The 24,787-nt window shown below is 65.3% G+C and carries 17 protein-coding genes and 1 pseudogene; 9 read left to right on the top strand and 9 right to left on the bottom strand.

Annotation, left to right across the window (positions count from 1 at the left end; translation table 11 throughout):
- Positions 1–194: 194 nt before the first annotated feature.
- A complete protein-coding gene (locus tag WS69_RS19705; protein ID WP_059472366.1) occupies positions 195–893 on the bottom strand; it encodes a response regulator transcription factor in 699 nt (232 codons plus the stop codon).
- A gap of 254 nt (positions 894–1,147) precedes the next feature.
- On the opposite strand from WS69_RS19705, the gene WS69_RS19710 reads away from it, so the two are divergent.
- The gene (locus WS69_RS19710; protein WP_231747173.1) at positions 1,148–1,978 is read left to right on the top strand and encodes an aldo/keto reductase; all 831 of its coding nucleotides are present in this window, start codon (positions 1,148–1,150) and stop codon (positions 1,976–1,978) included.
- Positions 1,979–2,217: 239 nt separating this feature from the next.
- Positions 2,218–2,493 (top strand): annotated as a pseudogene (locus WS69_RS19715) (hypothetical protein); the annotation flags it as partial.
- 57 nt (positions 2,494–2,550) lie between these two features.
- Here the strand turns inward: WS69_RS19715 and tssM are convergent.
- The 8 genes from tssM to tssH all read right to left on the bottom strand — a co-directional run bounded on the left by tssM (position 2,551) and on the right by tssH (position 15,513).
- Positions 2,551–6,702, bottom strand: a complete 4,152-nt coding sequence (gene tssM / locus WS69_RS19720) for a type VI secretion system membrane subunit TssM (RefSeq protein ID WP_059472368.1) — start codon at positions 6,700–6,702, stop codon at positions 2,551–2,553.
- 29 nt (positions 6,703–6,731) lie between these two features.
- Positions 6,732–7,997: a type VI secretion system protein TssL, long form gene (gene tssL / locus WS69_RS19725; protein ID WP_059472369.1), complete on the bottom strand. Its 1,266-nt coding sequence runs from the start codon at positions 7,995–7,997 to the stop codon at positions 6,732–6,734.
- A gap of 87 nt (positions 7,998–8,084) precedes the next feature.
- Positions 8,085–9,431: a type VI secretion system baseplate subunit TssK gene (tssK, locus tag WS69_RS19730; RefSeq protein ID WP_059472370.1), complete on the bottom strand. Its 1,347-nt coding sequence runs from the start codon at positions 9,429–9,431 to the stop codon at positions 8,085–8,087.
- Positions 9,432–9,452: 21 nt separating this feature from the next.
- Positions 9,453–9,956: a type VI secretion system lipoprotein TssJ gene (gene tssJ, locus WS69_RS19735; protein WP_059472371.1), complete on the bottom strand. Its 504-nt coding sequence runs from the start codon at positions 9,954–9,956 to the stop codon at positions 9,453–9,455.
- An 89-nt stretch (positions 9,957–10,045) separates the two neighbouring features.
- A complete protein-coding gene (locus tag WS69_RS19740) occupies positions 10,046–10,531 on the bottom strand; it encodes an Hcp family type VI secretion system effector (RefSeq protein WP_059472372.1) in 486 nt (161 codons plus the stop codon).
- Positions 10,532–10,657: 126 nt separating this feature from the next.
- A complete protein-coding gene (tssC, locus tag WS69_RS19745; RefSeq protein ID WP_059472373.1) occupies positions 10,658–12,151 on the bottom strand; it encodes a type VI secretion system contractile sheath large subunit in 1,494 nt (497 codons plus the stop codon).
- Positions 12,152–12,184: 33 nt separating this feature from the next.
- On the bottom strand, positions 12,185–12,739 hold the full coding sequence (gene tssB, locus WS69_RS19750) for a type VI secretion system contractile sheath small subunit (protein ID WP_059472374.1): 555 nt from the start codon (positions 12,737–12,739) through the stop codon (positions 12,185–12,187).
- Positions 12,740–12,774: 35 nt separating this feature from the next.
- Complete coding sequence (gene tssH / locus WS69_RS19755) at positions 12,775–15,513, bottom strand: type VI secretion system ATPase TssH (protein WP_059472375.1); 2,739 nt, start codon at positions 15,511–15,513, stop codon at positions 12,775–12,777.
- Between the two features lie 515 nt (positions 15,514–16,028).
- Here tssH and WS69_RS19760 point away from each other — a divergent pair.
- The 7 genes from WS69_RS19760 (at position 16,029) to WS69_RS19790 (ending at position 24,775) form a co-directional block, all read left to right on the top strand.
- Positions 16,029–16,739: a TagK domain-containing protein gene (locus WS69_RS19760; RefSeq protein ID WP_059472376.1), complete on the top strand. Its 711-nt coding sequence runs from the start codon at positions 16,029–16,031 to the stop codon at positions 16,737–16,739.
- The gene (locus WS69_RS19765; RefSeq protein ID WP_059472377.1) at positions 16,736–17,665 is read left to right on the top strand and encodes a type VI secretion system accessory protein TagJ; all 930 of its coding nucleotides are present in this window, start codon (positions 16,736–16,738) and stop codon (positions 17,663–17,665) included. The genes WS69_RS19760 and WS69_RS19765 overlap by 4 nt, the downstream gene beginning before the upstream one ends.
- Entirely contained in the window at positions 17,658–18,233 is a 576-nt protein-coding gene (tssE, locus tag WS69_RS19770) for a type VI secretion system baseplate subunit TssE (protein ID WP_059472438.1), read from the top strand. Before WS69_RS19765 ends, tssE begins: the two co-directional genes overlap by 8 nt.
- A gap of 28 nt (positions 18,234–18,261) precedes the next feature.
- Positions 18,262–20,151, top strand: a complete 1,890-nt coding sequence (gene tssF / locus WS69_RS19775) for a type VI secretion system baseplate subunit TssF (RefSeq protein ID WP_059472378.1) — start codon at positions 18,262–18,264, stop codon at positions 20,149–20,151.
- Complete coding sequence (gene tssG / locus WS69_RS19780) at positions 20,151–21,230, top strand: type VI secretion system baseplate subunit TssG (RefSeq protein WP_059472379.1); 1,080 nt, start codon at positions 20,151–20,153, stop codon at positions 21,228–21,230. The genes tssF and tssG overlap by 1 nt, the downstream gene beginning before the upstream one ends.
- A gap of 9 nt (positions 21,231–21,239) precedes the next feature.
- A complete protein-coding gene (locus tag WS69_RS19785; RefSeq protein WP_059472380.1) occupies positions 21,240–22,346 on the top strand; it encodes a type VI secretion system protein TssA in 1,107 nt (368 codons plus the stop codon).
- 71 nt (positions 22,347–22,417) lie between these two features.
- The gene (locus WS69_RS19790) at positions 22,418–24,775 is read left to right on the top strand and encodes a type VI secretion system Vgr family protein (RefSeq protein ID WP_059472381.1); all 2,358 of its coding nucleotides are present in this window, start codon (positions 22,418–22,420) and stop codon (positions 24,773–24,775) included.
- The last annotated feature ends 12 nt before the right edge of the window (positions 24,776–24,787 follow it).

Raw genomic sequence — 24,787 nt, forward strand, 5'->3', positions numbered from 1 at the left:
TCTTCCGGATGTCCAGGCAAGCGGCTTGCCGCAAGAGTCGATATGCACTCGGGATATTTGGAAACCATCTCCAAGTTGACGCGTTGAGCATGGCGAGGGCATTTTTATGTTGCGCAGGATGATTTTATTTTGTTATAAATATAATAAGTTAATTGTTTTGGTGGAGGTGTTCGATGGATTGAATTTTAAATATATTATTGGTATATTTTTCCAATATACTCGAGTCTATATCCATGTCTGTAGACGGAGCGCAATATGACAAGATTGCAGCGTGTTAATCCTAATTTTTGCCTGATGCGATAAATGTGGGTGTCGAGCGTGCGAAAGCTTGCCTCGTCGGGCGGGCGTCCCCAAACGAGAGAAACCATCTTGTCTCGCGGCACGACCTGTCCGAGATTCTGGGCAAGTAATTCGACGATCTCGTATTCCTTGGGGAATAGTGATATTTTTTCGCGATGAAGGTAGACTGTTTTTTCGATTGTTTGGATTTTATATGGGCCAATTTCCATCAATTCGGGCCGAGTGTGAATTTCGCGGGATCGTCGATATAGCGCCTTCACGCGCGCGACGAATTCTTGATCCCTGGGGGGCTTGGTCACGTAATCATCGGCGCCGGCCTCCAATGCCGTAACGACATCCGACTCGAGAACCGCATTCGTCAATATGAGGACCGGGACGGTAGCGTGGTTCTTTCGTATCCAGGCCAGAACTTCAAGTCCGTCGAGATCTGGCAATCGTCTGTCGAGAATGACCAAATCCGGAGTCATTCGATGAATCTCGCGAAATGCTCGCTCGCCATCAAGCAATATCTTCACTTCCCATCCGTGTCTCGCCAAAATTGACTGGTAGTATTGAGCTTGAATTTCGTCATCCTCGACCAAGTAAATAACCACCTGCTACCTCGTGCTGTTTGATGCTCTTGTTTCATTGATTTCGACATCAATTTTGATTGAAATCGAATCGTCTGATATGGACTTATTTTTTATATTAACTAAGATATTTCAGTGTTTATGGATGTGCGGATTTTGGGGCATTGGTGAGTGCTTCAATGATTTCTATGATGATGGCATTGGTGAGGGTGCAGTAATTGCTTGGAAAGCTCGAACCCTCTCGGCAATGCGTTGTCTCGATGTTCGCAATATGGCATATGTGCCCCTATTTTTTTGATACCGCCGACATTTATTCGCGCGGCGAAAGCGAGCGCATCCTCGGCCGTGCGCTATGCGACTTCGCGGTGCGAAACGACGTCGTGATCGCGACAAAGGCATTCTTTCCGACAAGCGACGCGCCCAACGCGCGGGGACTGTCGCGCAAGCATCTGTTTGCAGGCATCGACGCATCGCTCAAGCGTCTCGGTACCGACCACGTCGATCTCTTCGTGATTCATCGCTTCGATCCGGAAACGCCGATGGAAGAAACGCTGGATGCGCTCGACGCGATCGTGCGCAGCGGCAAGGCGCGCTATCTCGGCGCGTCGTCGATGCATGCATGGCAACTGATGAAGATGCTCGCGTATCAGCGGCATCACGGGTTGGCTCCGTTCGTCTCGATGCAGAGTCAATACAATCTCATTTGCCGCAGCGACGAATATGAAATGTTGCCGATGTGCATCGGCGAGGGCGTCGCGTATACGCCGTGGTCGCCGCTCGGCCGAGGGTTGCTGGCGGGGTCGCGCCGAACCGGCACGCTGCGCGCGGACACCGATCGGCAGATGGTCGACTGGTACGGCGGGCGAAGCGACGTGGCGGCGGCCGTCGCGGCGGTCGAACGGCTGGCAGGCGCACGCGGCGTGCCGCCTGCGCAGATCGCGCTCGCGTGGGTGCTGCGGCGTCCGGGCGTAACTGCGCCGATCGTCGGCTTGTCGAAGCCGCACCATGTATCCGACGCGCTCGCTGCGCTCGCGCTCGAACTGTCCGACGACGAGATCGCCATGCTGGACGGCACGACGGAGAACAGCCTCGACGTCGCGCAATGGTGAGCGTGGCGTGCGGGTTCGCGCGGCGCTCGTCTTGTCGCAAGTCCTTCCGCTTCGCGCGTACGAAGGAAACAACGGCGCGCGACGCCAGGATCGATCGCGAAGGAACTGGTGGGGCGTGGCCGTTTGGACGACCGATCCGTCAATGCGCTTGGCCTGCCGCCGAGTATCGCCGGCGGCGGCGAACAGCGCTCGCGTTTTCCACAACACCGTTCGATTCACGCTTCTCGCTTCGATGACGCTTGTTCCGCTTTGATCATTCGCCGATCACCGGCGTGATCGACGCGATGCGGCAAAGCCGCAGCTTCATCCTGCTCGACGGCGGGAACGACGAGGTCGGCGCGTTCGGCGTGACGATCGTCGACGTGACGGACATCGGCATCGCGCAGGATGTGCTGCGGAATCGGGAGAAGCGGCTGACCGAAGCGCTCGCCGAGCTGACCGCGAGCCATGTGGAGCTGTTCGAGCTGAACCGCCAGCTCGCCGTCGGCATCGTGCTCGAGATCAACAATCCGGTGCAAGCCCGTGCGCATTGGCGCCTTCCGCGCGTATTGCATCGACCGAATCCGCCGTGATCACATGTTCTCGCGGACACCGATTGGATGAGCGACGCGCTGGCGAACCGGCTCCCCCGATCGGTATTGGCGATGCACGGTCTCCGTGGCGGGCGGCGTGCGCGGGCTCGCCGGTGGCAATCCCGGTGGCGGCCCGGTGTCCGCCAGATTGAACGTCGGCATCGAAACGGGACACTGGAAAGTCTTCAGCACGTTGCTGGTCAACGGATTGGCGACGCTGCCGGTACTCGCGATGTCGAGCACGGCCCTGCGGCCGTCGAAGTCAAGCGCGACGCGCGAGCGCCCGGGCGTCGCCGTTTCGATCAGATGCCCCTTCTGCAACAGGCGCAGCAGCGCCCATGGGCCGTCCGTCGAGACCGTCGACGTGTCGGGCCGGATGCGCGGGCTCGCCGTGATCTCCACATGGACGCCGCCGCGCGGTCCCGGCCAGCTCACCGTAAATGGGGCAACGGGACCGTGCTGATAGAGCGTCGTCTGTCCGTCGACATCGATCATCAGGCTCGTGATCGTAGGGTCCAGTTCAGGCGTCCGGATGTCGGCCTTCCAGGCGAGTTGCTTCTCGCCCGGATCGCCGAAAAAGATCTCGCGGATCGCCTTGGCATGCTGGAACGGTTCGAGATCGGGGCCCTGCACCGGTTCGGTCGCGCCGGGCAGCGTCTTGTAGCGCCACGGCCTCGTAGACGTATCGACGAACGGCGCGAGCGTCTTCGTGAAGAAGTCGTCGATGACGCCGCCCCGCGCGAACACGCGTGTGAAATCGTCGATGCGCACGTCGCGCTTGCTGTCGGTTGCAAACGGATAGTTGCCCTCGATCGTGAGCCGGCAGGTGTCGCCGACCATCGCCTCCATCTGGCGCGACAGCAGTTGGCCGATCCCCCGGTTCACCTCTCGCGAGCCCTCTATCGAGAGTTCGAGCAGCACCGCACGAAAGGGCGCCGGCATCGTGTTCGCGGCCATCTTCAGTTTCGCCGCGGCGTCGCTTGCGGGCGGCATGCTGTTGTTGGAAAGGGCGTCGTCCGCCACGGTCAGTGCGGTGTAATAGTCGTTCAGCAGGTTCGCCACGCCGTCGAGGCCGGTCTTGCCCGCCTGCGCGGCGGAGGGGGGTGTTTCCGTCCGGGCCTCCGCGCTGCCCGTCACCATTTCGCGCAAGCCGGCGAAACGACTGTCGACCAGCTCGCGCTCGACGCGCTCCTCGGCGCGAATGCCGAGCGCCTTGTCCGCTTTCTGGCTCAGCGAGTCGGTCGCCTTTTGCAGGACGGAACGGTCCGCCTGGGCGATGGGCTGCGTGAGTGTCGTTTCGTGGACCGCCGCGCGCGCGAGCCGTGCGAGCGGCGAATCCGGTGCGGCGAAGCTTCGCAGGACCAGCAGGTTGAAGGCGAGACTCGTGCCTGTCACCGTGCGGATGTCGCCGAGAAAGGCATCCCATTGCTGTGCGTATTCCATTAGGTATTGCCGGCGGATGGCTTCAGTCAGCGGATCGTCGGTATCCGCCGCCGCGCGCCCGATTGCAGTCGTTTTTTTTTGAGCCTCGCCCAGATAGGCGCGGCCCATGACCCACGCGTCGTCGTCGCGCGCGATCTGCACGAACTCGGGCAGACGCTTGTCGAACACGCGCCGATAGCCGTCGAACGTGAAGAGGCCCGGCACGCCGCGCGAGAGCGGCGCGTCGCTCGCGCGTGCGAAGACCGTCCCGGCCTGCGGGCCGACGGCCTTGAGCAGCGTGAACTCGTCCGGCGCTTCCTTCTGCATCGCCGCCTTCGCGCGCTCGTAGAGCCGCTGGGTCGCGTTGCTGCCGTCGAGAAACGCACGCGCCTGCTGGATCAACCCGTCGTTACGGATCAGCGGGGACTGCACGGCACGCTCGCCGGAGAAGAGCTGCTCGACGTGGGCGATCATCGATGCGCGACCGCCGAACACCGCCGCGCTGTCGGTCTTGGCCCAGTCGTCGAGCACCCACGCTTCGACCTGGGCGGCGTCGAACTTTGCCTTGTCGTACAGCATCAGGTAGACGCGCAGCGCATCGTAGGCGGCCTTCGGGTTCCTGCCGGCGATCGACTGAGCAAGGACCGCTTCGATGCGCTTCACGATCTGCGGCAGCAGCAGGGTGTCCTCCAGTGCGTCGTAGGTGCGATGGCTTTCGGCGACGATGTCGGGCGGTGTGTACAGGCCGAAGCGCCAGGCGCCGTCCGGGTTCGACAGGTCGAGACCCGGGTACGCGGGGAGGTGGCGCGCTTCGGTCAGCGCATCGGGCACCGCCTCGGGCTTGGGCGCCTTGTATAGCTGGCTGACCCGGGATGCGAGCGCCGCCGTCTTGTGCCCGATCGCGTCGAGATAATCGCCGTTGTTGCTCATGCTGATGCGCAGGCCGATCGCCAGCCACCCGAACAGCAGCAGCGCGAGCGCGTGGCCGATGAGACACAGCGTGCGAGAGCGATATTCCCACCGCAGATTGGGGTGTACCAGATGCGCGTCCGGAAACACGATCTTCGTCAATGGATCGTGGAGGAAGAAGCTCTGGCTGCCTTCGTGCCGCGGCGCGAGCGTGGCCGTGGCCGGCACGCGTCCGATGGCGGCCGCGAGACGCTGCGCCACGGTGCGCGGTTCCGCCGCGATCTCCCCGCCGGTTTGGGCGGCGCTCGTGAAATACACGCCGCGCAGCGTCGAGTGGCGCTGCGTATCGTCATAGCGGGAATCGAGGAACACGCGGTTGATCAGTTCGCCGAGCGTGTGCGTCAGCACGAGGAACTCTTCGGCAAAGGCGGCGAGCCGGCGGCGTCTGAGCGTTTCGTGTTCCTCCAGCAGACGTGCATTGACGCCGGCGGCGAGCCTCGCGGCCAGTTCGCCCAGTTCCTCGGTGCAGCGAGCATGGACGCCCTCGTTTGCAATGGTTTCCTTGCCGTACGGGAGCGTGAAACCCCAGGTCTGGGCACGGCCTTCCGTCGTCAGCGAGCTGAAGTATTCACTGAAGCCCGGCAACCGGTCCATCTTCGTGATCAGCAGATAGACGGGAAAACGGATGCCCAGCTCCGTGCGCAGATCGGCGAGCCGTGCGCGCAATGCGGCGGCTTCGGCAATGCGCGCGTTCTCGTCGACGCTCGTCAGTTCGGCCACGTCGACGGTGAGCAGCGCGCCGTTGATCGGCGCGCGGGGACGGTGCTTGCGCAGCATGCGCAGAAAGCCGAGCCACTCCGCCTGGTCGACGATCTGCCGCCACGTGCTTTCCTCGCCAGGCGGGAAGTCGGCACTTGCCGTGTTTGCCGAGGCCGCAGCGGCAGCGCGGCCTTCACCGGTCGTCTGGCCCTCCGAATGGCGGGCGTGGGGCTTGCCCGCGGATTCGGCGCCGTCCGGATGCCCGGACGAAGCCGGGACGGGCGGTTGCGGCAATGCATGCCGCGAGGTGCCGTGACGCGTGTAATGGCCCGCCGTGTCGATCAGGACCGCGTCGTTGGTCAGCCACCAATCCACGGACCCGCCCTGGTTCGCCAGCCTGGCCGTCGCCCGTTGCATCTGCGCGGCCAGCGGGAACGACAGCCCGGCGTTGAGCAGCGCGCTCGTCTTGCCCGATGCCCCCGAACCGAGCGTGATGAACCACGGCAGTTCGTACAGGTAGCGCTTGCCCTGGAAGAGGCGCCCGAGTCCGCGGGCGCCGGTGCGCATCGCCTTCAGCCGCGCGAGCGCGCCGGCCACCGCCGCATTGACCTTGGCCAGTTGGCCGGCTGCGGGCGACGCCTGCTTCTTGCTGCCGAACTCGATCAGGTTCTTGAGAAAGTCCGCGTCCGTGCGCATCTTCTGCAAGAGCCGGAACGCCAGGTGGATCAGAAATGCCGTGAGGACGACCGCGATCGCAATCACCCGCGCAGATTCCGGTACGAAGGGCGTTGCGTGTCCGAACGCAAGAAGCGGCGACGCATGCCAGATCAGCAGGCACAGCAGCGCCACGAACACGACGCTGGTCGACCAGTCCGCGAGCCACAGCAGCACGCCGGCCAGCAGCAGCGCGATCACGAGGATTCGCATGCCCGCGCCCGCGAGCGGCTTGAGGCCCCCGAACGCGACAAACGGGCCGACGAACCAGATCAGCAGCGCGACGAGCAGCAGCGCGACGAAGGAGAGGAACTGGCGCGACACCAGAAAGGACAGGAACTTGTTCATGTCGAGGTTCCGAATGGTCCGGCGGGGAGTTAGTACGCAACCGTGATTTCGACGCGGCGGTTCAGCGCGCGGCCTTGCACGGTTCCGTTGTCGCCGATCGGGCCCGTGTCGCCCTTGCCGATTGACTCCAGGCGGCTCGCCGGCACGCCTGCGCTCTGGAGCATCTGCATGACCTGAGTCGCGCGCTCCTCGGACAGCGCCTCGTTCGATGCGAACTGACGGCTTTTGATCGGCACGTTGTCGGTGTAGCCCGTCACCGTCACCTTGCCCGGCACCTTGACGATCTCGCCCGCGATCTTCGCGATCAGCGGTCCCATCGCCGAATTCACGGCCGCCGCGCCCGGCGGGAACATCGCATCGCCGCGAAAGGTCACCGAGCCGTGGCCGCTGTCTTCGTCGACGCTGACCGTACCTGCGGCAATCTCGTTCCCGAGCAATGCCTTGAGACGCAGCGCGGGCGGAGCAGGGGGCGGCGTCATGCGGCCGATGTCGGCGATCCGCTGTTGCACGTCGGCGCTGCGGGTCGAGAGCACGTATTTGAAATAGCCGAACAGGCCGAGCAGGATCAGCGACAGCACGACGACCGTGATCCAGACGGGGAAGTCGTAGAACGAGACGCGCCCGCCCCTGGCGTCGGACTGCCAATGCGGCGAAAGGGCGACGGACACCGCGCCGCGTCGAGACGCGATCTCGTTGTGGAGCCGCTGGCGGACGGTCTCGTGCTTGCGCTGGCCGTCGGCTTCGTACCGGTAGCGGCCTTCGAAGCCGAGGCTCAGGAGCCGGTACACGACTTCGAGCAGATCGAGGTGTTCCTGCGGCGAGCTCATGAGTCGTCCGATCAGCAGATAGACCTTGTCGCCGCCCTGCCGGTCCTCGTGAAACGAGGTGGCGAGCCCTTCGCTGATCCAGGTGCCGAGGCTGCTTTCGCCCGACCTGGCCCACGAGGTTTGCATGGCCGCTTCGTCGAGCGCCGTGCAAAGGCAGTAGCGCGCGCCGAGCATGTGATCGCGGCGGATGTTCGCCTGATCGCAGAGCCGCTGGAACAGGCGCACTTCCTGTTCGAGCAGCAGGCGCAACTGCTGGATGCCTTCGCGATCGAGCTGGTCGGGCATGTCGGCCAACGCCCGCAGCAGAGGCCGGGCCGCTTCCAGCAGCGGGTTCGGCGCGGCCTTGATCGCGGCGAGGCGGGCAGCGGGCGACTCCGCGGCCGGGGCGCGCGTGGTGCCGCCGCGCTGCGCAAACGGCGTCACGGCGAGATCGATCGGTTCCGGTGCGGCCCTATCCGGACGATGCACGGCTTCTGAGGTCACTGGTATTCCCCGGTTCGTTTCATTCATCCAAGCGACCGGCGCACGCAGTCCGGTCGCGCTTCGTACATGCCGTTATCCTCGAATGCCCCACAGCTCGAGCTTCAGCGACGGAAATTCGCCCGCGACGTGCAACGCGAGCCCGCCGTGACGCGAGACTTCTTCCCACAACGGTCCGGTTCGCGTGAGTTCGTAATAGACGTAGCCCGCGTTGAACGGAATCTGCCGCGGCGGCACCGGCAGCGCCTGCAGCGCGATGCCGGACAGATGGCTGCGCACCAGGTCCGGGAGGCGCTCGGACGGCCCCGCCTTCGCCTGCGCGGCAAACTGCTGCTGCAGGATGTCGGGCGGCATCTGCGCGTGCACCGCGAGTACGACCGCGCTGAAGCCCTGCATGTCGGCCGGGTCGACCACGGCATTGAGCATTCCGTGTCCCTGATCGGTGAGCACGATGCTTTGCGCGCTGCGCACGAGCACGGCGTTGAGCAGCCGATGTGCATCGTCGACGACGGGCTTCAGGCACAGGTGCGGCGCGACGTGCTGATATGGCGGATGCGTGTCGAGCGGCCGGCGCGTGTCGGTCCGCACATAGGTCGACAGCTCGCCCGCCATGCAGACGAGCAGCGCATACAGCTCGGCGGGCGAGGTGGTCGGCACCCGCTGCAGATGCTGCAGAAGCGGCTCGTAGCGGTTGAGCGTTTGCAGCAGCAGGTAGTCGGACACTTCGGCCGTCGAGCCGGCCTTGCCGTCCGCGCCCGTCAGGCGTTCGGCGAGTGCGTTCGCGCGCAGGTGCGTGAGGTCGTGGATCTTCGCGAGCCAGCTCGCGAGCGTATCGCTCGCGCCGTAGCCGACCACGGGCGGAATCAGCGTGTCGTCGAGCTCGATGCTGGCGTCGGCGCGGATCGTCTTCACGCGCGTCAGCGCAAGGCCGATCCACGCGTCCGTCAGCTCCTTCTCCGGAACCAGCCGCAGACGCAGGTTCGATAGCTGAACGGTCTTCGGCCCTTGCCCGATCGAGTTCGTATCGCGCAGGTCGGTATCGAACACGACGTAGCGGGCGAGCGACTCGGCGGCATCGTCGAACGCGGTTTCCTCTCCGTTCGGCACGCGGATCGGCACCGCGAGATAGATCAACTGGTCCAGATGCTCGGGCCGGATCGTGAGCGGCGCGGGCGGGGGCGTGCTGCCCGGCGCGTCGAACGGCGTGCCGTCGGCGAATACGCCGCTGGCCGATTTGACGACTATCTTGCCGAGCGCCGGCGCCTCGGTATCGAGGCTGAAGTGGCTGAAACCGAAGAAAAACGGTGAGAGCGGCGCCGCGCGCTTGTGCGCATAGTGTTCGAGGTAGCGCTCCTGCTGCTGGAACAGTTGCGGGCGCATGAACAGTCCCTCGCTCCAGACGACCTTGTTATGCCAGCTCATGGTTTCGTTCCGCCGTTCATGTCATTTTCCGGTTTCGGTGACCTTGATCGCATGGGTGTCCAGATCGATGGTCAGTTTCAGCTTCGGCGACGAGAAGCGGTACCAGGCCGCATCCGGCGCGGGCGGCAGCCGGTAGACCGCGCGCCAGACCGCGTTCGGCAAATCGCGGTAGGCCGCGACGATGCCGATTGCGGTCGTCGCCGGATCGGCGTTGCGCCGGATCGTCCGGCGCTCGCCCGGGCGAAGCAGGAACCGGTCGCGCGTCACGAGATCGTCGGCCAGCACGGTCTTCTCGTTGTCCTGCAGCGTGAAGAAGTCGGCGGCGTTGAATGCGCCGTCGGTCTTCAGTTCATAGATGCCGACGACGATCGGCGCGGCTCGGTTTCGATCGTCCGGATTGACGGTAGGCGCGGCGTTCACGATCAGGTCGAGACGGATCGGTTCCTTCGGCTTGGGGGGGCCGCTCGCACATGCGGCGAACATCAGCGCGAACGCGACGACGGTAACGGGAGTGGGCGGGCGCATTCAGGTGTACGGTGCAGGAGGGATTCGATCGAAGGCGGGCGCTGCCCGGCGGGCGTCGTCGACGTTCGCCGGGCTCGCGACCCCGCCGCTCAAGCTTCCTTGTTGCCCTTGATGTCGAAGCTGGTCGTGACGGCCCCGCCGCTGCCGCCCTGCGCGTTCTGCACGACATACTCCTGCTTGACCTTCGCGAACGACAGCGACACCGTTTCGCGGCTGCGCTCCGCATCTGTCCTGCTGCCGGACGGCTTCACCCGCGTGACGATCACGTCGCTCATCGTGAGCTTCAGGTACTCGAGCGGGTTGCCGCCGGCCTTGCGCATGACGAGCACGGCCTGGTCGACGTGCTTGCCGGTCAGCGCGTACTTCATCAGATTCGGGCTGGCGCGGTCGATCGCATGTTCGAACGTGAGGTCCTTGACGCTCGCCTTGCCGGCGCCGCCGCCGCTGCCGGCGTGCATCGTGGATGCCTGCTCGATTTCCCAGTCCCAGTTCAGGACTTCGATTTCGTCCTTGTGACTGTCGTCGAGCGATTCGCCGTTGATGCCGTCGATCTTCAAAAAAATATCCTGAGCCATGTCGTTGCTCTCTCATGTGGATGACAAAAACAGCCGGTTTCGCGGCGCGCCGCGCGCGGTCAGCCCGCGACGAGTCCGCGATATGTCCGCGAAACCGGCCAGCCAGGGATGCCGGCCCGCAATCGCTCAGGCGGCTTCCTTGATCGACGGCAGCTTCGCAACCAGCCGCAGCGACACGGTCAGGCCTTCGAGCTGGAAGTGCGGCCGCAGGAAGAATTTCGCCTTGTAGTAGCCGGGGTTGCCTTCCGCTTCCTCGACGACCACTTCGGCGGCCGCGAGCGGTCGGCGCGCCTTCGTGTCCTGCGACGAGTTCGCCGGGTCCGCATCGACGTAGTTCATGATCCATTCGTTCAGCCAGCGCTGCATGTCCTCACGCTCCTTGAACGCGCCGACCTTGTCGCGCACGATGCACTTCAGGTAGTGCGCGAAGCGCGAGCACGCGAAGAGATAGGGCAGGCGCGCCGACAGGTTGGCGTTGGCGGTTGCGTCGGCATCGTCGTATTCAGCCGGCTTGTGCAGCGACTGCGCGCCGATGAAGGTCGCATGGCCGGTGTTCTTGCGGTGAACGAGCGGAATGAAGCCGTTCTTCGAGAGCTCGGCCTCGCGACGGTCGGAAATCGCGATCTCGGTCGGGCATTTCATGTCGACGCCGCCGTCGTCGGTCGGGAACGTGTGGCACGGCAGGTTCTCGACCGTGCCGCCGGACTCGACGCCGCGGATCAGCGAGCACCAGCCGTACTGCCTGAACGACCGGTTGATGTTCACGCCCATCGCATAGGCGGCGTTCGTCCACGCATAGCGGCGGTGATCGGCGCCGTTCGTGTCTTCCTCGAAATCGAACTCGTCGACCGGATTGGTCTGCACGCCGTACGGCAGGCGCGACAGGAAGCGCGGCATCGCGAGGCCGATGTAGCGCGCATCGTCCGTGTTGCGCAGCGAATTCCACGACGCGTATTCGAGGTTCTGCGTGAAGATCTTCGTGAGATCGCGCGGATTCGCGAGCTCCTGCCACGATTCCATCTGCAGCACCGACGGCGACGCGCCGGAAATGAACGGCGTGTGCGCGGACGCGGCCACCTTCGCGATCGAGCCGAGCAGGTCGACGTCCGGCGGCGTGTGGTCGAAGTAGTAATCGGCCATCAGGCAGCCGTACGGCTCGCCGCCGAGCTGGCCGTATTCCTCTTCGTAGATCTGCTTGAAGAGCGGGCTCTGGTCCCACGCCAGGCCCTTGTAGCGTCGCATGGTGCGGCGCAGCTCTTCTTTCGAGATGTCGATGAAGCGGATCTTCAGGCGCTCGTCGGTTTCGGTGTTCGACACCATGTGGTGCAATCCGCGCCACGCCGACTCGATCTTCTGAAAATCCTCGTGATGGAGGATCAGATTGATCTGCTCGGAGAGCTTGTGATCGATCTGCGCGATGATGGCGGCGATGCTCTTGTAGGCATCGTCGCTGATCTTGGCGGACTGCTGCAGCGCCTGTTCGGCGAGCGTGCGGACTGCGTACTCGACGGCTTCGCGGGCCTGTTCGGTCTTCGGCTTGAACTCGTGCGTGAGTAGACGCGCGAAGTCCGATGCCGGTTGCGCTTCGGCGACAGGCGTCTGCGTTTGCGGTTTTTTCATGATTCGCTCCTCGGGGTTAGCCTGTTCGACCGATCAGATTGCGTCGTCCTCGCGACCCGCGGCATCCTCGGTGCCCGGTTCGCTCGTGAGCTGGGGTTTCGGTGCGGACGCGAGCGACTGGAGCAGCGCCTGGTCCTGCAGCAACTGGTTCACGAGCGCTTCGGCGCCCGACTTGCCGTCCATGTAGGTCTGCAGGTTCGCGAGCTGCGTGCGCGCCTCGAGCAGCTGCCGCAGCGGTTCCACCTTGCGCGCGATCGCGGCCGGCGAGAAGTCCTCGATGCTTTCGAAGGTCATGTCGACCATCAGTTGCCCGTCGTCCGTCAACGTGTTCTGGACGGCAAACGCGGCGCGCGGCTTGATGGCCTTCATGCGCTCGTCGAAGTTGTCGATGTCGATATCGAGAAAGCGGCGGTCGGCCACTGCCGGCAGCGGCGTCACCGGCTTGCCGGACAGATCGGCGAGCACGCCCATGACGAACGGCAGTTCGACCTTCTTTTCCGAGCCGTAGACTTCGACGTCGTACTCGATCTGCACGCGTGGCGCGCGATTGCGCGCGATGAATTTTTGAGAGCTGCTGGATGCGGACATGCGTGACTCCATGGACGAGGGAAGGGATAGCAGGGTTAGTTCGCCTGCTCGACGAAAAGCGGCGCGGTTGGGGACGTCGCCGGGGATGTGGCGCGGTCCGCGTAACCGGGGTGGAAGGCGAGTGCCTCCAGCGCGGGCGCGGCCGGGTCCGCCACGTCGACGTCGATGCGCGCGAGCGCTTCTTTCGATCCGAACGCGTCGAGCCACAGCGCGGAGAGGCGCGGCAGCACGTGCTGCTCGATGAAGCCGATCAGCAGCCGGGCGCCGGTTTCCTGCACGAGGCACCGCCCGACGATGTAGTCGACGACCGCGTCGTCATACGCAAGGGCGATCCGATGGTTGTCGGCCATGCGCGTGACGACGCGATCCAGATGCAGGCGCACGATGCGCGAGAGCGCGCCTTGTTCGAGCGGCCGGTATGGCACGACGGTGACGCGCCCCAGAAACGCGGCGGGGAAGACCTTCAGCAGCTCGGGCATGAGCGCGTCGCGAAGGCCGGCGGCGTCCGGCGCGAGCGACGCGTCGGCGCACAGGCTCGCGCTCAGATCCGAACCGACGTTGCTCGTGAGCAGGATCGTGGTGTTGCGGAAATCGATGTAGCGGCCGTCGCCGTCTTCCATGTAACCCTTGTCGAACACCTGGAAGAACATTTCGTGCACGTCGCGATGCCCTTTCTCGATCTCGTCGAGCAGCACGACCGAGTAGGGGCGGCGCCGCACCGCCTCGGTCAGCACGCCGCCCTCGCCATAGCCGACGTAGCCGGGCGGGGCGCCTTTCAGGCCGGATACGGTGTGGGCTTCCTGATACTCGCTCATGTTGATCGTGATCAGGTTCTGTTCGCCGCCGTACAGCGCTTCGGCAAGGGCGAGCGCGGTTTCGGTCTTGCCCACGCCCGACGGCCCCGCCAGGAGGAACACGCCGAGCGGTTTTTTCGGATCGATCAGACCCGCGCGCGCGGTCTGCACGCGCTCGCCGATCTGGCGCAGCGCATCGGGCTGGCCGATCACGCGCGCTTCGAGGGTGGCGGGCAGCGTTCGCACGGCGGTGACTTCGTCGGTCACCATCCGGCCGACCGGAATGCCGGTCCAGTCGGCGACGATTTCCGCGACGATCGCCTCGTTGACTTCCGGGAACACGAGCGGCGTGTCGCCTTGCGATGCGGCGAGCACACGCTCGAGTTCGCGCAGCGCCGTGTTGGACGTGGCGTCCGGCGTGTCTGTCGCCGGCTCCGGATCCCCGGCCAGCGCCGCTTCGCGCGCGGCGAGCAGCGCCTGCGCCGCGTCGGCCTGCGCCTTCCAGCGTGCGTCGACGGCCGCTTCCTCGGCCGATAGCGCCGCGATGCGCTCGCGGGCGGCGGCGACGGACCGGCCGGCCGCGAGGCCGATGCGCGCCTCCTGCCGAAGCAGGTCGAGTTCGATGCGCGCCGCTTGCAGACGCTGGCGGACGTCCTGCAGTTCGCGCGGCGCGGCATGCTGCGAGAGCGCCACGCGCGCGCAGGCGGTGTCGAGCAGGCTGATCGCCTTGTCCGGCAACTGGCGCGACGGGATATATCGATGCGAGAGCTTCACCGCGGCGCGGATCGCTTCGTCGCGCACCGCGACACCGTGATGCCGCGAGAACATCTGCGCGAGGCCGCGCACCATATGGACCGCCGCCGGTTCCTCCGGCTCCGGCACCTGCAGCACCTGAAACCGGCGGGTCAACGCGGGGTCCTTCTCGATGTGCCGTTTGTACTCGGACCACGTGGTCGCGCCGATCGTGCGGATCGTGCCGCGCGCGAGCGCGGGTTTGAGCAGGTTCGCGGCGTCTCCGGTGCCGGCCTGGCCGCCGGCGCCGATCAGCGTGTGGACCTCGTCGACGAACAGGATGACCGGCGCGGCGGACTTCGCGGCGGTTTCGAGCACCCCTTTCAGGCGCGCCTCGAATTCGCCCTTCATGCTCGCGCCGGCGAGCAGTGCGCCGACATCGAGGCTCATCAGCCGTACCTCGGCGAGCTTCGGCGGCACGTCGCCTGTTGCGATCGCCCGCGCCAGGCCTTCCACGACGGCCGTCTTGCCTACGCCCGCTTCGCCCGTGAGCAGGGGATTGTTCTGACGGCGCCGCAGCAGGACGTCGATCATCGTGCGGATTTCCCGCTCCCGGCCGACGACAGGGTCGATGCCGCCGTTGCGCGCGCGGGCGGTCAGGTCCGTGCAGTACTGTTCGAGGGGCGAGCCCTTCGATGCCGGAGGCATCGCATTGGATACCTCGCCGGGCGTAGCGGGGGAGAAATCGCTGTTGTCGTAGGGCGCGTCGGCGGCTTCCGGGGAGCCTTCGATCCACGCGGGCAGCGCGTCATCGATTCCGTCCGGAGCAATCCTGCCGAAGGCCGGCGAAATGGACAGCAGCACGCGTCGCAGGTCCGGCGTATGCACGAGCGCTGCCACGAGCCACGCGCCGCGGATGCGGCGGTCGTCGAAGCGCAGCGTCGCCAGCACCCATGCGCGCTCGATCGCCGTTTCGATGTGATGCGAAAAATCGCTGATCGAACTCGCCCCGACGGGTAGCGCCGCGAGCGCGCGCGCCATGTCGCGATCCAGTGTGTCGCGATCGATTCCGGCGCACCTGACGATGCGATGGAGGTCCGAGTCGGCCTGCTGCAGCAACTGATGCAGCCAGTGGACCAGCTCGACATACGGGTTGCCGCGCAGCTTGCAAAAAGCCGTAGCCGACTCGATTCCCCTGAAGAGCGTGCCCCCGAGCTTGCCAAACAGCGCCTGACGCGAAATCGTCATGAACAGCCCCTTTCTTTTGCTTACCTTGTCGTTCTTTTTATTGCGGAGGGGGCAGGTCGTTTCGCATGTTGTCTAAATGTTTTATGCGTCATTTGAAAATCGGTTGATTGCATTGAATCGACTGCCCTTGATCGAATTATTTTTGTGGGGTCGATCATTCGTCAACTACCATAAATCGTTGGCCTGTTTTATAAAGCGAAATGGTAGATGGTTATATAAGGCGAACGGAAACTGTTAAAAATTGCAAAGTCGATCCTGCTGGTTATGGACAGCGGCAATCGTCAGGCGCACACTGTTTTTGCACTTGCGTCGGGCAGTATGTGGCTCGTAGTGAAAATGGAGCTGCGGTCATTGGTTTTTTTGAGATTGGATTGATTAATTAGCCGAAGGCTCGCGTGCGGCATGTCTGGTTTGTGAAAATCGGTTGACGTATTAAATCCGTTTCGACGGATGGAAAATTAGAATGGATGTCAGCGCCGCTTTTTAATTGAGCCTCGCAATTGATCGGATTCCCTATGCGCACTTTCAAACTGTTTCGCCGTGGCGAGCCGGATATGAAATACGCCGAAGCGATGCCGCAGCGCGCCGACGCTTCGCCCGCGGCTGCCTGCGACGCGGACGCGCCGGTCATGGAAACGCTGCTGACCGGCTCGCCGGAAGATGGCTTGCGTGACGCGATCCGCGACGGCAACGCGGTGTTCGGCCTCATCGGCACGGCGATTTCGGCGGAAACGTTCGCTCGCCGGCAGGGTGAACCCGCAACGGATGTTGCGACGGCGGCCGGCAGCCCGGTCCAGGCGCGGGATCTGATGCAGTCGCTGTACGAGCAGTACTGCGGCGCGCTTGACGATCCGCAGGCGTCGCTCGCGAGTGACTGGCCGGCTCAAACGGCGATCGTGCGCAGGCCGCCGCCCGATCAGCGGGGCGACCGGCGCAAGGGGATTGAGGAGGCCGAGGAGGCGGATTCGATCGACGCTCTCGTGTCCGGCTCGCCCGTCTTCGACGAAGTCTTCGGCTTGCTCAAGCCGGGCGATGCGCCCGATCCGGCGGCGATGGAGCCGATTCCGGAGGTCCTGCGGCTTTTTGCGCCGGCCGAATACCACGCGGCGATGGCGCGCCGGCCGGGTAGTCTGCCGCCTGCACTTGCCCGGCGGGAACACCAGACGCTTGCCATCGATAGTCCGCTGTCGGCGTCGGGTTCGACGTCGAACCACGACGCGCCATGACGATGCCGATTCCCTCCGATTCGTTCTCCGCCGCCGAGGCCGGTCCGTCGCGCGATCTGCCGCTCGAGGCGAGGCTGGCGAGCCTGGAGACGATAGTCCGGGCGCAGCCCGCGGTCGCGGAACACCGCTGGTCGCTCTTTCAGCTGCTTTGCGCAATGGGGCAATGGGAGCGCGCGGTTCAGCAGTTGCAGGTCCATGCGCAGCTCGCTCCGCAGGACGCGCAGACAGCCCAGGCATACCGCGATCTGATTCGCGCCGAGCGCTGGCGCGCCGGCGTGGCGGCCGGACAGGCGCGGCCCGGATTCGTGTTCGACGCGCCGCAGTGGGCCGGTGGTTTGCTGGAGGCGCTGCGCCTCGCGTCGATCGGCAGGCACGACGAGGCCGACCGCGTGCGGGAGCATGCACTCGATCAGGCGCCGCTCGTCGCGGCGCGCATCCCGCACGCGCTGTTTGACTGGATCGCCGACAGCGATTCGCGGTTCGGACCGGTTTGCGAGATCGTGACCGCCGGGCATTATCGCTGGCTGCCGTTTTCGGACATTTGCGCGTGGCACGTCGCGCGTCCGGCCAAGCTGCTCGATCTCGTATGGGCGCCCTGCGCGCTGAAGCTCGTCGACGGCAGCCCGATGCGGGGGTTCATGCCGGCGCGCTATCCGGGTTCGGAAGGCGGGCGGACGGGCGCCGGGCCATGCGCGCGCGAGGAAATCGACGCGCTGCGCCTGGGCCGCAGGACGGTATGGCGCGAGGTCGGCCGTACCGGCGTGATCGCGCTTGGCCGGAAGACCTGGTCGACGAGCGCGGGCGACTTCGGCCTGTTCGAACTGGAAACCTGCGAGTTCGGCGAGAAAGCGCTCGCGACCGACGCGATCGGCCGCGCAACGCATGAACCGGCATCATGCGAGGGGGACACCGATGGGCATGAATAAGAAGGGCGTGCCGGTGCAGGACAAGCGCAGCGACAGGCGCGCGGGCGACGATGGCGTGGCGACGCCGCGCCGCGCGAACACGCATCTGCTGCCCACGCTGCTCGACCGCCTGCGCGACGACGCGCCCCAGCGCCAGACGGAAGCGCCCGGCGAATACGCGGTGACGCGCATGCAGATGCGCGGCATCGTCCAGCGGGACCTTGCGTTTTTGCTCAATACGATGAGCATCGAGGAGCACATCGACCGGGAGCGATATCCGGAAGCGGCGGCGTCGACCGTCAACTTCGGCATGCCGCCGCTCGCCGGCGCGTTCATGGCCTCACGCAAGTGGGCCGAGATCGAGCGGATCATCCGCCGGGTGATTCGCGACTTCGAGCCGAGACTGATCGCGGAAACGCTCGTCGTCGCGCCATCGAAGGACACCGAGGCCAGTGAACGCGCCAACGTGCTGTCGTTCGAGGTGCGAGGGATGATCCGCATGGACCCCTATCCGCTCGAATTCATGGTCCAGAGCTCGCTCGATCTGGAAACGAGCCAGGTGAACATCACCGGCATGCGCGCGAGCTGACGCGCGGGCCGACAAACGGGAATGCACAGTGGACCCGCGACTGCTCGACTACTACAACCAGGAACTGATCTATATGCGCGAGCTTGCCGCCGAGTTCGCGCAGGCACACCCGAAGATCGCGCGGCGCCTTGGCATGCAGGCGGGCGAAGTGGCCGACCCGTACGTCGAACGGCTGATCGAGTCGTTCTGCTTCATGGCCGCGCGCATGCAGCTCAAGCTCGACGCGGAGTTCCCGCGCTTCACGGGCCGGCTGCTGGAGGTGCTGTATCCGAACTACGTGGCGCCCACGCCGTCGATGGCGGTCGCGCGCCTCTATCCGAGCCGCACGGAAGGCAATCTCGCGGACGGGTTCCGCATCGCGCGCGGCACCGCCTTCACCGCGCGCGTGCCGGCCGGCGAGAAGACCGCCTGCCAGTTCCGCAGCGGCCAGGATGTGACGCTCTATCCGCTGGAGATCGCCGAGGCGCGGCTGACGGGCATTCCGCCCGACATCCCCGCGCTCGACCGCTATGTGCCGGCCAGCACGCAGGTGCGCGGCGCGCTGCGCCTGCGGCTGCGCACGACCGGCAACGCCCGCATGGCCGATCTGAAGGGACTGGACCGGCTGCCGCTGTATCTGGCGGGCGACGACCAGGTCGCCTCGCATCTCTTCGAACTGCTGCACGCCGCCGGCGTCGCGACGATCACGGGGGCGCCCGGTGAGTTCGCCGCGCCCGGCCAGCCGCTCTCGGCCGTCACGGTCAATGCGGTCGTCCACGAAGGACTCGGCGCCGACCAGAGCCTGCTGCCGCTCACATGGTCGAAGTTCCACGGGCACAACCTGCTGCATGAATACTTCGCCTGTCCAGGGCGGTTCTACTTCTTCGCTTTGACCGGACTCGAGGCAGGATTGCGCCGCGTGACCGGCCAGGAGGTCGAGATCGTCGTGCTGCTCGACCAGTCGACGGAGCGGCTCGCGAACGTCGTCGACGCATCGCGTTTCGCGTTGTTCTGCACGCCGGTGATCAACCTGTTTCCGCGCCACACGGACCGGATCGAACTGTCGTCGGGACAGACGGAGTTCCGCCTGGTGCCGGCTCGCCTGGCGCCGCTCGACTACGAGGTGTTTTCGGTGGAGGCGATGTACGGACAGGTCGCGGCCACTTCCGCCGAACTCGAGTTCCGGCCGCTGTACCAGACGCTGAACAACGACGAGCACAATCATGGCCGATATTTCTCGACACGGCGCGAGCGCAGGCTCGTGTCGGAATCGGCGCGTCGCTACGGCACGCGTACGCCCTATGTCGGCACGGAGACGTTCGTGTCGCTCGTCGACCAGAACGAGGCGCCCTATAGCGAGGACATTCGCTACCTGTCGGTCGATGCGCTGGTGACGAACCGCGATCTGCCGAGCCTCGTGCCGCGCGACGGCGTTCGCGACCTGATGGTGGCCGAATCCGCGCCGCTCGAAAGCGTCGGACTGATCCGCGCACCGAGCGTGCCGAAGGCGCCGTATGCGGAGCGCGAGACGGCCTGGCGGCTGATTCGCCAGTTGAATTTCAATTACCTGCCGCTCGACGAACTCGATCACCGTGCCGGCGGCCAGGGATTGCGCGATCTGCTGCGGCTTTTCCTGACGGGCGACGAGGCCGACAACCGGCGGCAAATCGAGAGTCTCGTCGGCGTGAAGACGCGGCCGGTGACGCGGAAGCTGCCGGGTGCGGGCCCGCTCGTCTTCGGGCGCGGCGTCGAATGCTCGCTGACCGTCGACGAGCCGGGGTTTTCCGGGGTCAGCCCGTACCTGTTCGGCGTGGTGCTCGAACATTATCTGGCGCGGCACGTATCGATCAACGTCTTCACGCAGACCGAGCTGCATTCGATACAGCGCGGCCGCATCGCACGCTGGCCGGTGCGCATGGGCGCGCGGGGGGGAGCCTGATGGCGCACGTCATGCTCGAGTCCGTCGTGCGCGAAACGGCGCTTTCGTCGCAGTTGCTCGAGCGATTGCGGACCGAACCGTGGCGCTACAGTTTTCTGACGCTCTTGCGGCGCATCGGCGCGGATCCACGCATCGATCCGGTCGGCACTGCCAGGCGCCCGCAGGCGGAGCCGTTTCGACTCGGACAGCAGCCGAGCCTCGCCTTCGCGCCGCGCGAGATCGCGAGCGTCGGCGAGGCGGGCGGGCGGGTCAAGGTGCGCCTGTTCGGTCTGGGCATGCTGGGGCCGAACGGGCCGTTGCCCATCCACGTGACGGAGATCGCGCGCGATCGCGAGGAGAGTCGGCGCGACGCGACGCTCGGCCATTTCCTCGACATTTTCCACCATCGCTATCTGACGCTGCTGTATCGCGCATGGGCGTCGGCGCAGGCGGCCGCGGGTCTCGACAGGCCGGGCGACGAACGGTTTTCCTTCTATATCGCAAGTCTCACCGGTCAGGACACCGACGAGATCGGCCGCCGTCCGCTGCCCGCGCATGCGCGTCTGTCGGCGTCCCCGCATCTGGTGCGCGAGGCTCGCAATCCGGATGGCCTGCGCATGACGCTCGCGCGGTACTTCGGCGTGCCGGTGACGATCGAGGAAAACGTGTTTCACTGGATTCAGGTGGACCCGCTCGAGCACAGCTATCTCGGCAAGCCGGGTGCTTCGTCGACCATGGCCGAAGGTGCGATGCTCGGCGAGCTGGTGCCGGACCGGCAGCACAAATTCCGCATCGTCGTCGGGCCGCTCGATATCGACGCCTACCTGCGCTTCACGCCCCAGGGCGAAGACTTGCCGCGGCTCGTCGAATGGGTGAGGGCGTTTGTCGGCTACGAGTTCGAATGGGAGCTGGAACTGCGCATCAAGCCGAACGGCGCGCCGCCGGCGGTGATGGGCGGGACTCAGCAGCTCGGCTGGTCGGGGTGGCTGGGCCGTTCGCCTTCGGGGGAGCCCGTCACGGGCATGCGTTTCGAACCCGAGCGGTATGCGGACCGATTCGTTCACGATGCCGGCCGATCCGCCCGGTCACTTGGCGTATGAGGGGAGCCGATGAGCGACAACAAAAAACACGCGGGCAAATCCGCGTCCGCCCGGACGCCCAAGACTCACGACTGGCTGGCGCCGGTCGATCCGGCCGCTCCGTGCGGGGCGGATCCTGAATACGATCCCGAATTCGTCGTGCTGGCGGCGAAGGCCGCCCCGCGGGCGGAAGCCCAATATGGCGATTTCGTCGGATCGCCGGAGCCCGTGAACTGGAGCGACGTCGATCGCGACTGCCGGCGGCTGATGATGCGCAGCAAGGACATGCGCCTCGCGGTTCTGTTCACCCGGTGCCGCACCCGGCTCGCCGGGGCGACGGGACTCGCGGAAGGCGCCGGCCTGCTTGCCGCATGGCTCGCCGCGTTTCCGGATGCGATTCACCCGCAGCCCGACGTCGACGCGGATCGTGATGCGGCGCTGGAGATCCGGAAGAATGCGCTGCAGGCGCTGACCGACGCCGACGGCCTGCTGGCGGACGTGCGGGAGATCGCATTGACCCGGTCGTCCGCGATTCGCCTGCAGGTGCGCGACGTGGAGCGTGCGTTTGCGCAGCCGCGCCCGGGCGACGCGCTTGCGCCGGAGTCGGTCGCGCACCAGCTCGACGAACTGCAAGCGCAGCAGCCGGCCATCCTCGCGGGCTTCGACGAAGCGCTCGCGAGCGTCGGTGCGATCGATGCATGGAGTCGCGAGCACCTCGGTGAATATGCGCCCGACTTGTCGGCGCTCGCAGCGCTGCTTCGGCATGTCGCGAGTCGGAGCGCGCGCTCGGTCGGCGCGGACCCGGCGGACGCGCCCGCCGATGCCCCCGCCGACGCGCCGTTGACGCGGAAGGGGAGACGCACGCAGGCGGACGAATCGTCGCCGGCGCTTGACAGAGGCGCTGCGGCGCCGGTTGCGGCGGCGATCGGACGCGGTGCGATCGCGACGCCGGCCGATCGTCACGCCGCACGCGAGTTGATCCGGCAGGCGCGCGAATGGTTCGAGCAGCATGAGCCGAGCAGCCCGATTCCGGTGCTGCTCAGGCGTGCCGAGTATTTCGTGGGAAAGCGTTATGCGGATGTGGTGCAGGCGATCCCGGTCGAACTGCTTGCGCAGTGGGGCGGCGACGAGTCCTGATCGCGCGTGGGCGCGACGGACGCAGGACGAGGCGATTCACCGATCGATAGCGTTTCTGGAGGGTTTCAGTCATGCCGAATTTTCCCGCCGCTCGTACCGTCATGGTGAGCGGCCCCGCATTGCCGGTGTCGCCCGTCGGCGAGCCAGCGCTTCAACTGAGTGCCGTCCACGGCAATGAGACGTTGTCGGAGATCTACGCATATACGTTGGACTGCCTGACGCCGCCGGACCTGACGCTGCCGGACGAACAGGCCGCCAACCTCGACCTGAAGGCGATGATCGGCAAGGAGCTGACCGTGACCGTCCAGCTCGAGGGAATGGGCGCGTTCGTGCCCGGCATGCCTGGGCTGTCCGGCGCGGCCAATATCGGCGAAGGCAAGCGCGAGATCAGCGGCATCGTGACGGGCGCGAGCTTCGAAGGCCAGTTGAACCGGCAGTGCCGATACCGGCTCACGATGCAGCCGTGGATCTATCTCGCCGACCAGCGCTCGGACTATCGGATTTTCCAGAACAGGACCGTGGAAGAGATCGTCGACGAAGTGCTGAATGCGTACTCGTACTCGTACGACAAGCGGCTGAGCGGCCGGTATCCGAAGATGCCCTACCAGGTGCAGTACGGGGAGACGGATTTCGCATTCATCCAGCGGCTGATGCAGGAGCATGGCATCTACTGGTTCTTCGAGCACTCGAACAAGGTGCACCGGATGGTGCTCGTGGATCATCTGGGCGCGCACAAGCCGGTGGAGAGCGCCGCGTACCGCACGCTGCGGTACTACCCGCCCGGACACAAGATCGATATGGAATATATCGACGCGTTCAATACGGCGGAGCGCATCCAGCCTGGCCGCTGGACCACGAGCGATTTCGATTTCGAGCATCCGAAGGCGCGCCTCGGTGTCGAGAACGCGCTGCCGCAGGACACCGCGCACAACGGGCTCGAACGATACGAATGGCCGGGCGACTACACGGATCCGGCGCTCGGCGAGCACTTTGCCCGGGTGCGGATGGAGGAAGTGCGCGCGCAAGGCGAGCGCGCGTCGGGCGGCGGCAATGTGCGCGACGTCGTGTGCGGCACGACGTTTACGCTGGAAGGCCATCCGCACGCCGGCGCGAACCGGGAGTACCTGGTGCTCGGCGCGTCGTTCACGGCCACCGAAACGGAGGGGGCGGCGGGCCCGGGCGAATACCGGATCAGCACGTCGTTTGCCGTGCAGCCCGCCACCACGGTGTTCCGGCCGCCGCGCACGGTGCGCAGGCCGCGCACGCGCGGGCCGCAGACGGCGGTCGTGACCGGTCCGCCCGGGCAGGAAATCTGGACGGATCAGTACGGGCGGGTCAAGCTGAAATTTCACTGGGACCGCTCACCCGTTCGCGACCAGAATTCGTCGTGCTGGGTACGGGTGTCGTATGCATGGGCGGGGAACAGCTACGGCGGCATCAACATTCCGCGGGTGGGTTCGGAAGTGATCGTCGATTTCGAGAACGGCGATCCGGACCGGCCCATCGTGACGGGGCAGGTGTACAACGCGTTGCACATGCCGCCGTGGGCGCTGCCGGACAATGCGACGCAAAGCGGGATGCTGAGTCGCACGCCGGCCGGCAGCGGCGAGAACGCCAACATGCTGCGCTTCGAGGACAAGGCCGGTGAGGAGCAGGTCAAGCTGCATGCGGAGCGCAATTACGACGTGTCGGTCGAGCGGGACTCGACGATCACGGTCGGGCGCAAGCATCTGACGCTGGTGGGGCTGGATTTGCCGCCGGTGCCGTCTACACGGTCGCCGCTGGATCGATTGATCGAGGTGTTGCGACTGGGCGGCGCGCCGCGTCCCGCTTCTCCGGCGCAACAGCCGGCGGCTCAGCAACAGCAACAGCAACAGCAGCGGCAACAGCAACAGCAGCGGCAACAGCAACAGCAGCGGCAACAGCAACAGCAGCGGCAACAGCAACAGCAACAGCAGCAGCGGCGGCAACAGCAACCCTATCAACAACTGAAACGACAGCGTCAGTTGCAACGCGCCGGCGCGTTTCAGGCGCTTGCCGCGAACGTGACGAAAGCGCTGCAGGACATCGTGGCCGTGCTCACCAACCCGTCCGCAACCGCATCGGTGAGTACCGTGCAAGGTGCGTCGACGGCCGTGGTGTTCGGCGACTCGACCGGCGTGAACGTCGGGCACACCGTGACGGTCACCAGTGGAAACGCCAGTAGGCAAGTCAACGGAACGAATTCCTTGAAATCCCCGAACAACGTCTCGTTGTTCGCTACGAATACTAGCCTCAATGGGGAGAGTGTCACTACGACAGGATTGAGCGTTGCGACGACTGGCGCGAGTATCGCGACGACTGGAATGAGCGTCAGCAATACGGGGATAGCGGTCAGCCAAAAAAAGTGCAATGTAAGGAATATCGCGGGAATTGACATAACATTTTGACCGCAGCTTCTT

This window comes from Burkholderia sp. BDU5, from assembly GCF_001522845.1.
Classification (GTDB): domain Bacteria; phylum Pseudomonadota; class Gammaproteobacteria; order Burkholderiales; family Burkholderiaceae; genus Burkholderia; species Burkholderia mayonis.

Excerpts from the sequence above, each read along its gene's own strand:
- WS69_RS19710 (WP_231747173.1), top strand. The coding sequence starts at position 1,148 with ATGTGCCCCTATTTTTTTGATACCGCCGACATTTATTCGCGCGGCGAA.
- tssM (WP_059472368.1), bottom strand. The coding sequence starts at position 6,702 with ATGAACAAGTTCCTGTCCTTTCTGGTGTCGCGCCAGTTCCTCTCCTTC.
- tssK (WP_059472370.1), bottom strand. The coding sequence starts at position 9,431 with ATGAGCTGGCATAACAAGGTCGTCTGGAGCGAGGGACTGTTCATGCGC.
- tssJ (WP_059472371.1), bottom strand. The coding sequence starts at position 9,956 with ATGCGCCCGCCCACTCCCGTTACCGTCGTCGCGTTCGCGCTGATGTTC.
- WS69_RS19740 (WP_059472372.1), bottom strand. The coding sequence starts at position 10,531 with ATGGCTCAGGATATTTTTTTGAAGATCGACGGCATCAACGGCGAATCG.
- tssC (WP_059472373.1), bottom strand. The coding sequence starts at position 12,151 with ATGAAAAAACCGCAAACGCAGACGCCTGTCGCCGAAGCGCAACCGGCA.
- tssB (WP_059472374.1), bottom strand. The coding sequence starts at position 12,739 with ATGTCCGCATCCAGCAGCTCTCAAAAATTCATCGCGCGCAATCGCGCG.
- tssH (WP_059472375.1), bottom strand. The coding sequence starts at position 15,513 with ATGACGATTTCGCGTCAGGCGCTGTTTGGCAAGCTCGGGGGCACGCTC.
- WS69_RS19760 (WP_059472376.1), top strand. The coding sequence starts at position 16,029 with ATGCGCACTTTCAAACTGTTTCGCCGTGGCGAGCCGGATATGAAATAC.
- WS69_RS19765 (WP_059472377.1), top strand. The coding sequence starts at position 16,736 with ATGACGATGCCGATTCCCTCCGATTCGTTCTCCGCCGCCGAGGCCGGT.
- tssE (WP_059472438.1), top strand. The coding sequence starts at position 17,658 with ATGAATAAGAAGGGCGTGCCGGTGCAGGACAAGCGCAGCGACAGGCGC.
- tssG (WP_059472379.1), top strand. The coding sequence starts at position 20,151 with ATGGCGCACGTCATGCTCGAGTCCGTCGTGCGCGAAACGGCGCTTTCG.
- WS69_RS19785 (WP_059472380.1), top strand. The coding sequence starts at position 21,240 with ATGAGCGACAACAAAAAACACGCGGGCAAATCCGCGTCCGCCCGGACG.
- WS69_RS19790 (WP_059472381.1), top strand. The coding sequence starts at position 22,418 with ATGCCGAATTTTCCCGCCGCTCGTACCGTCATGGTGAGCGGCCCCGCA.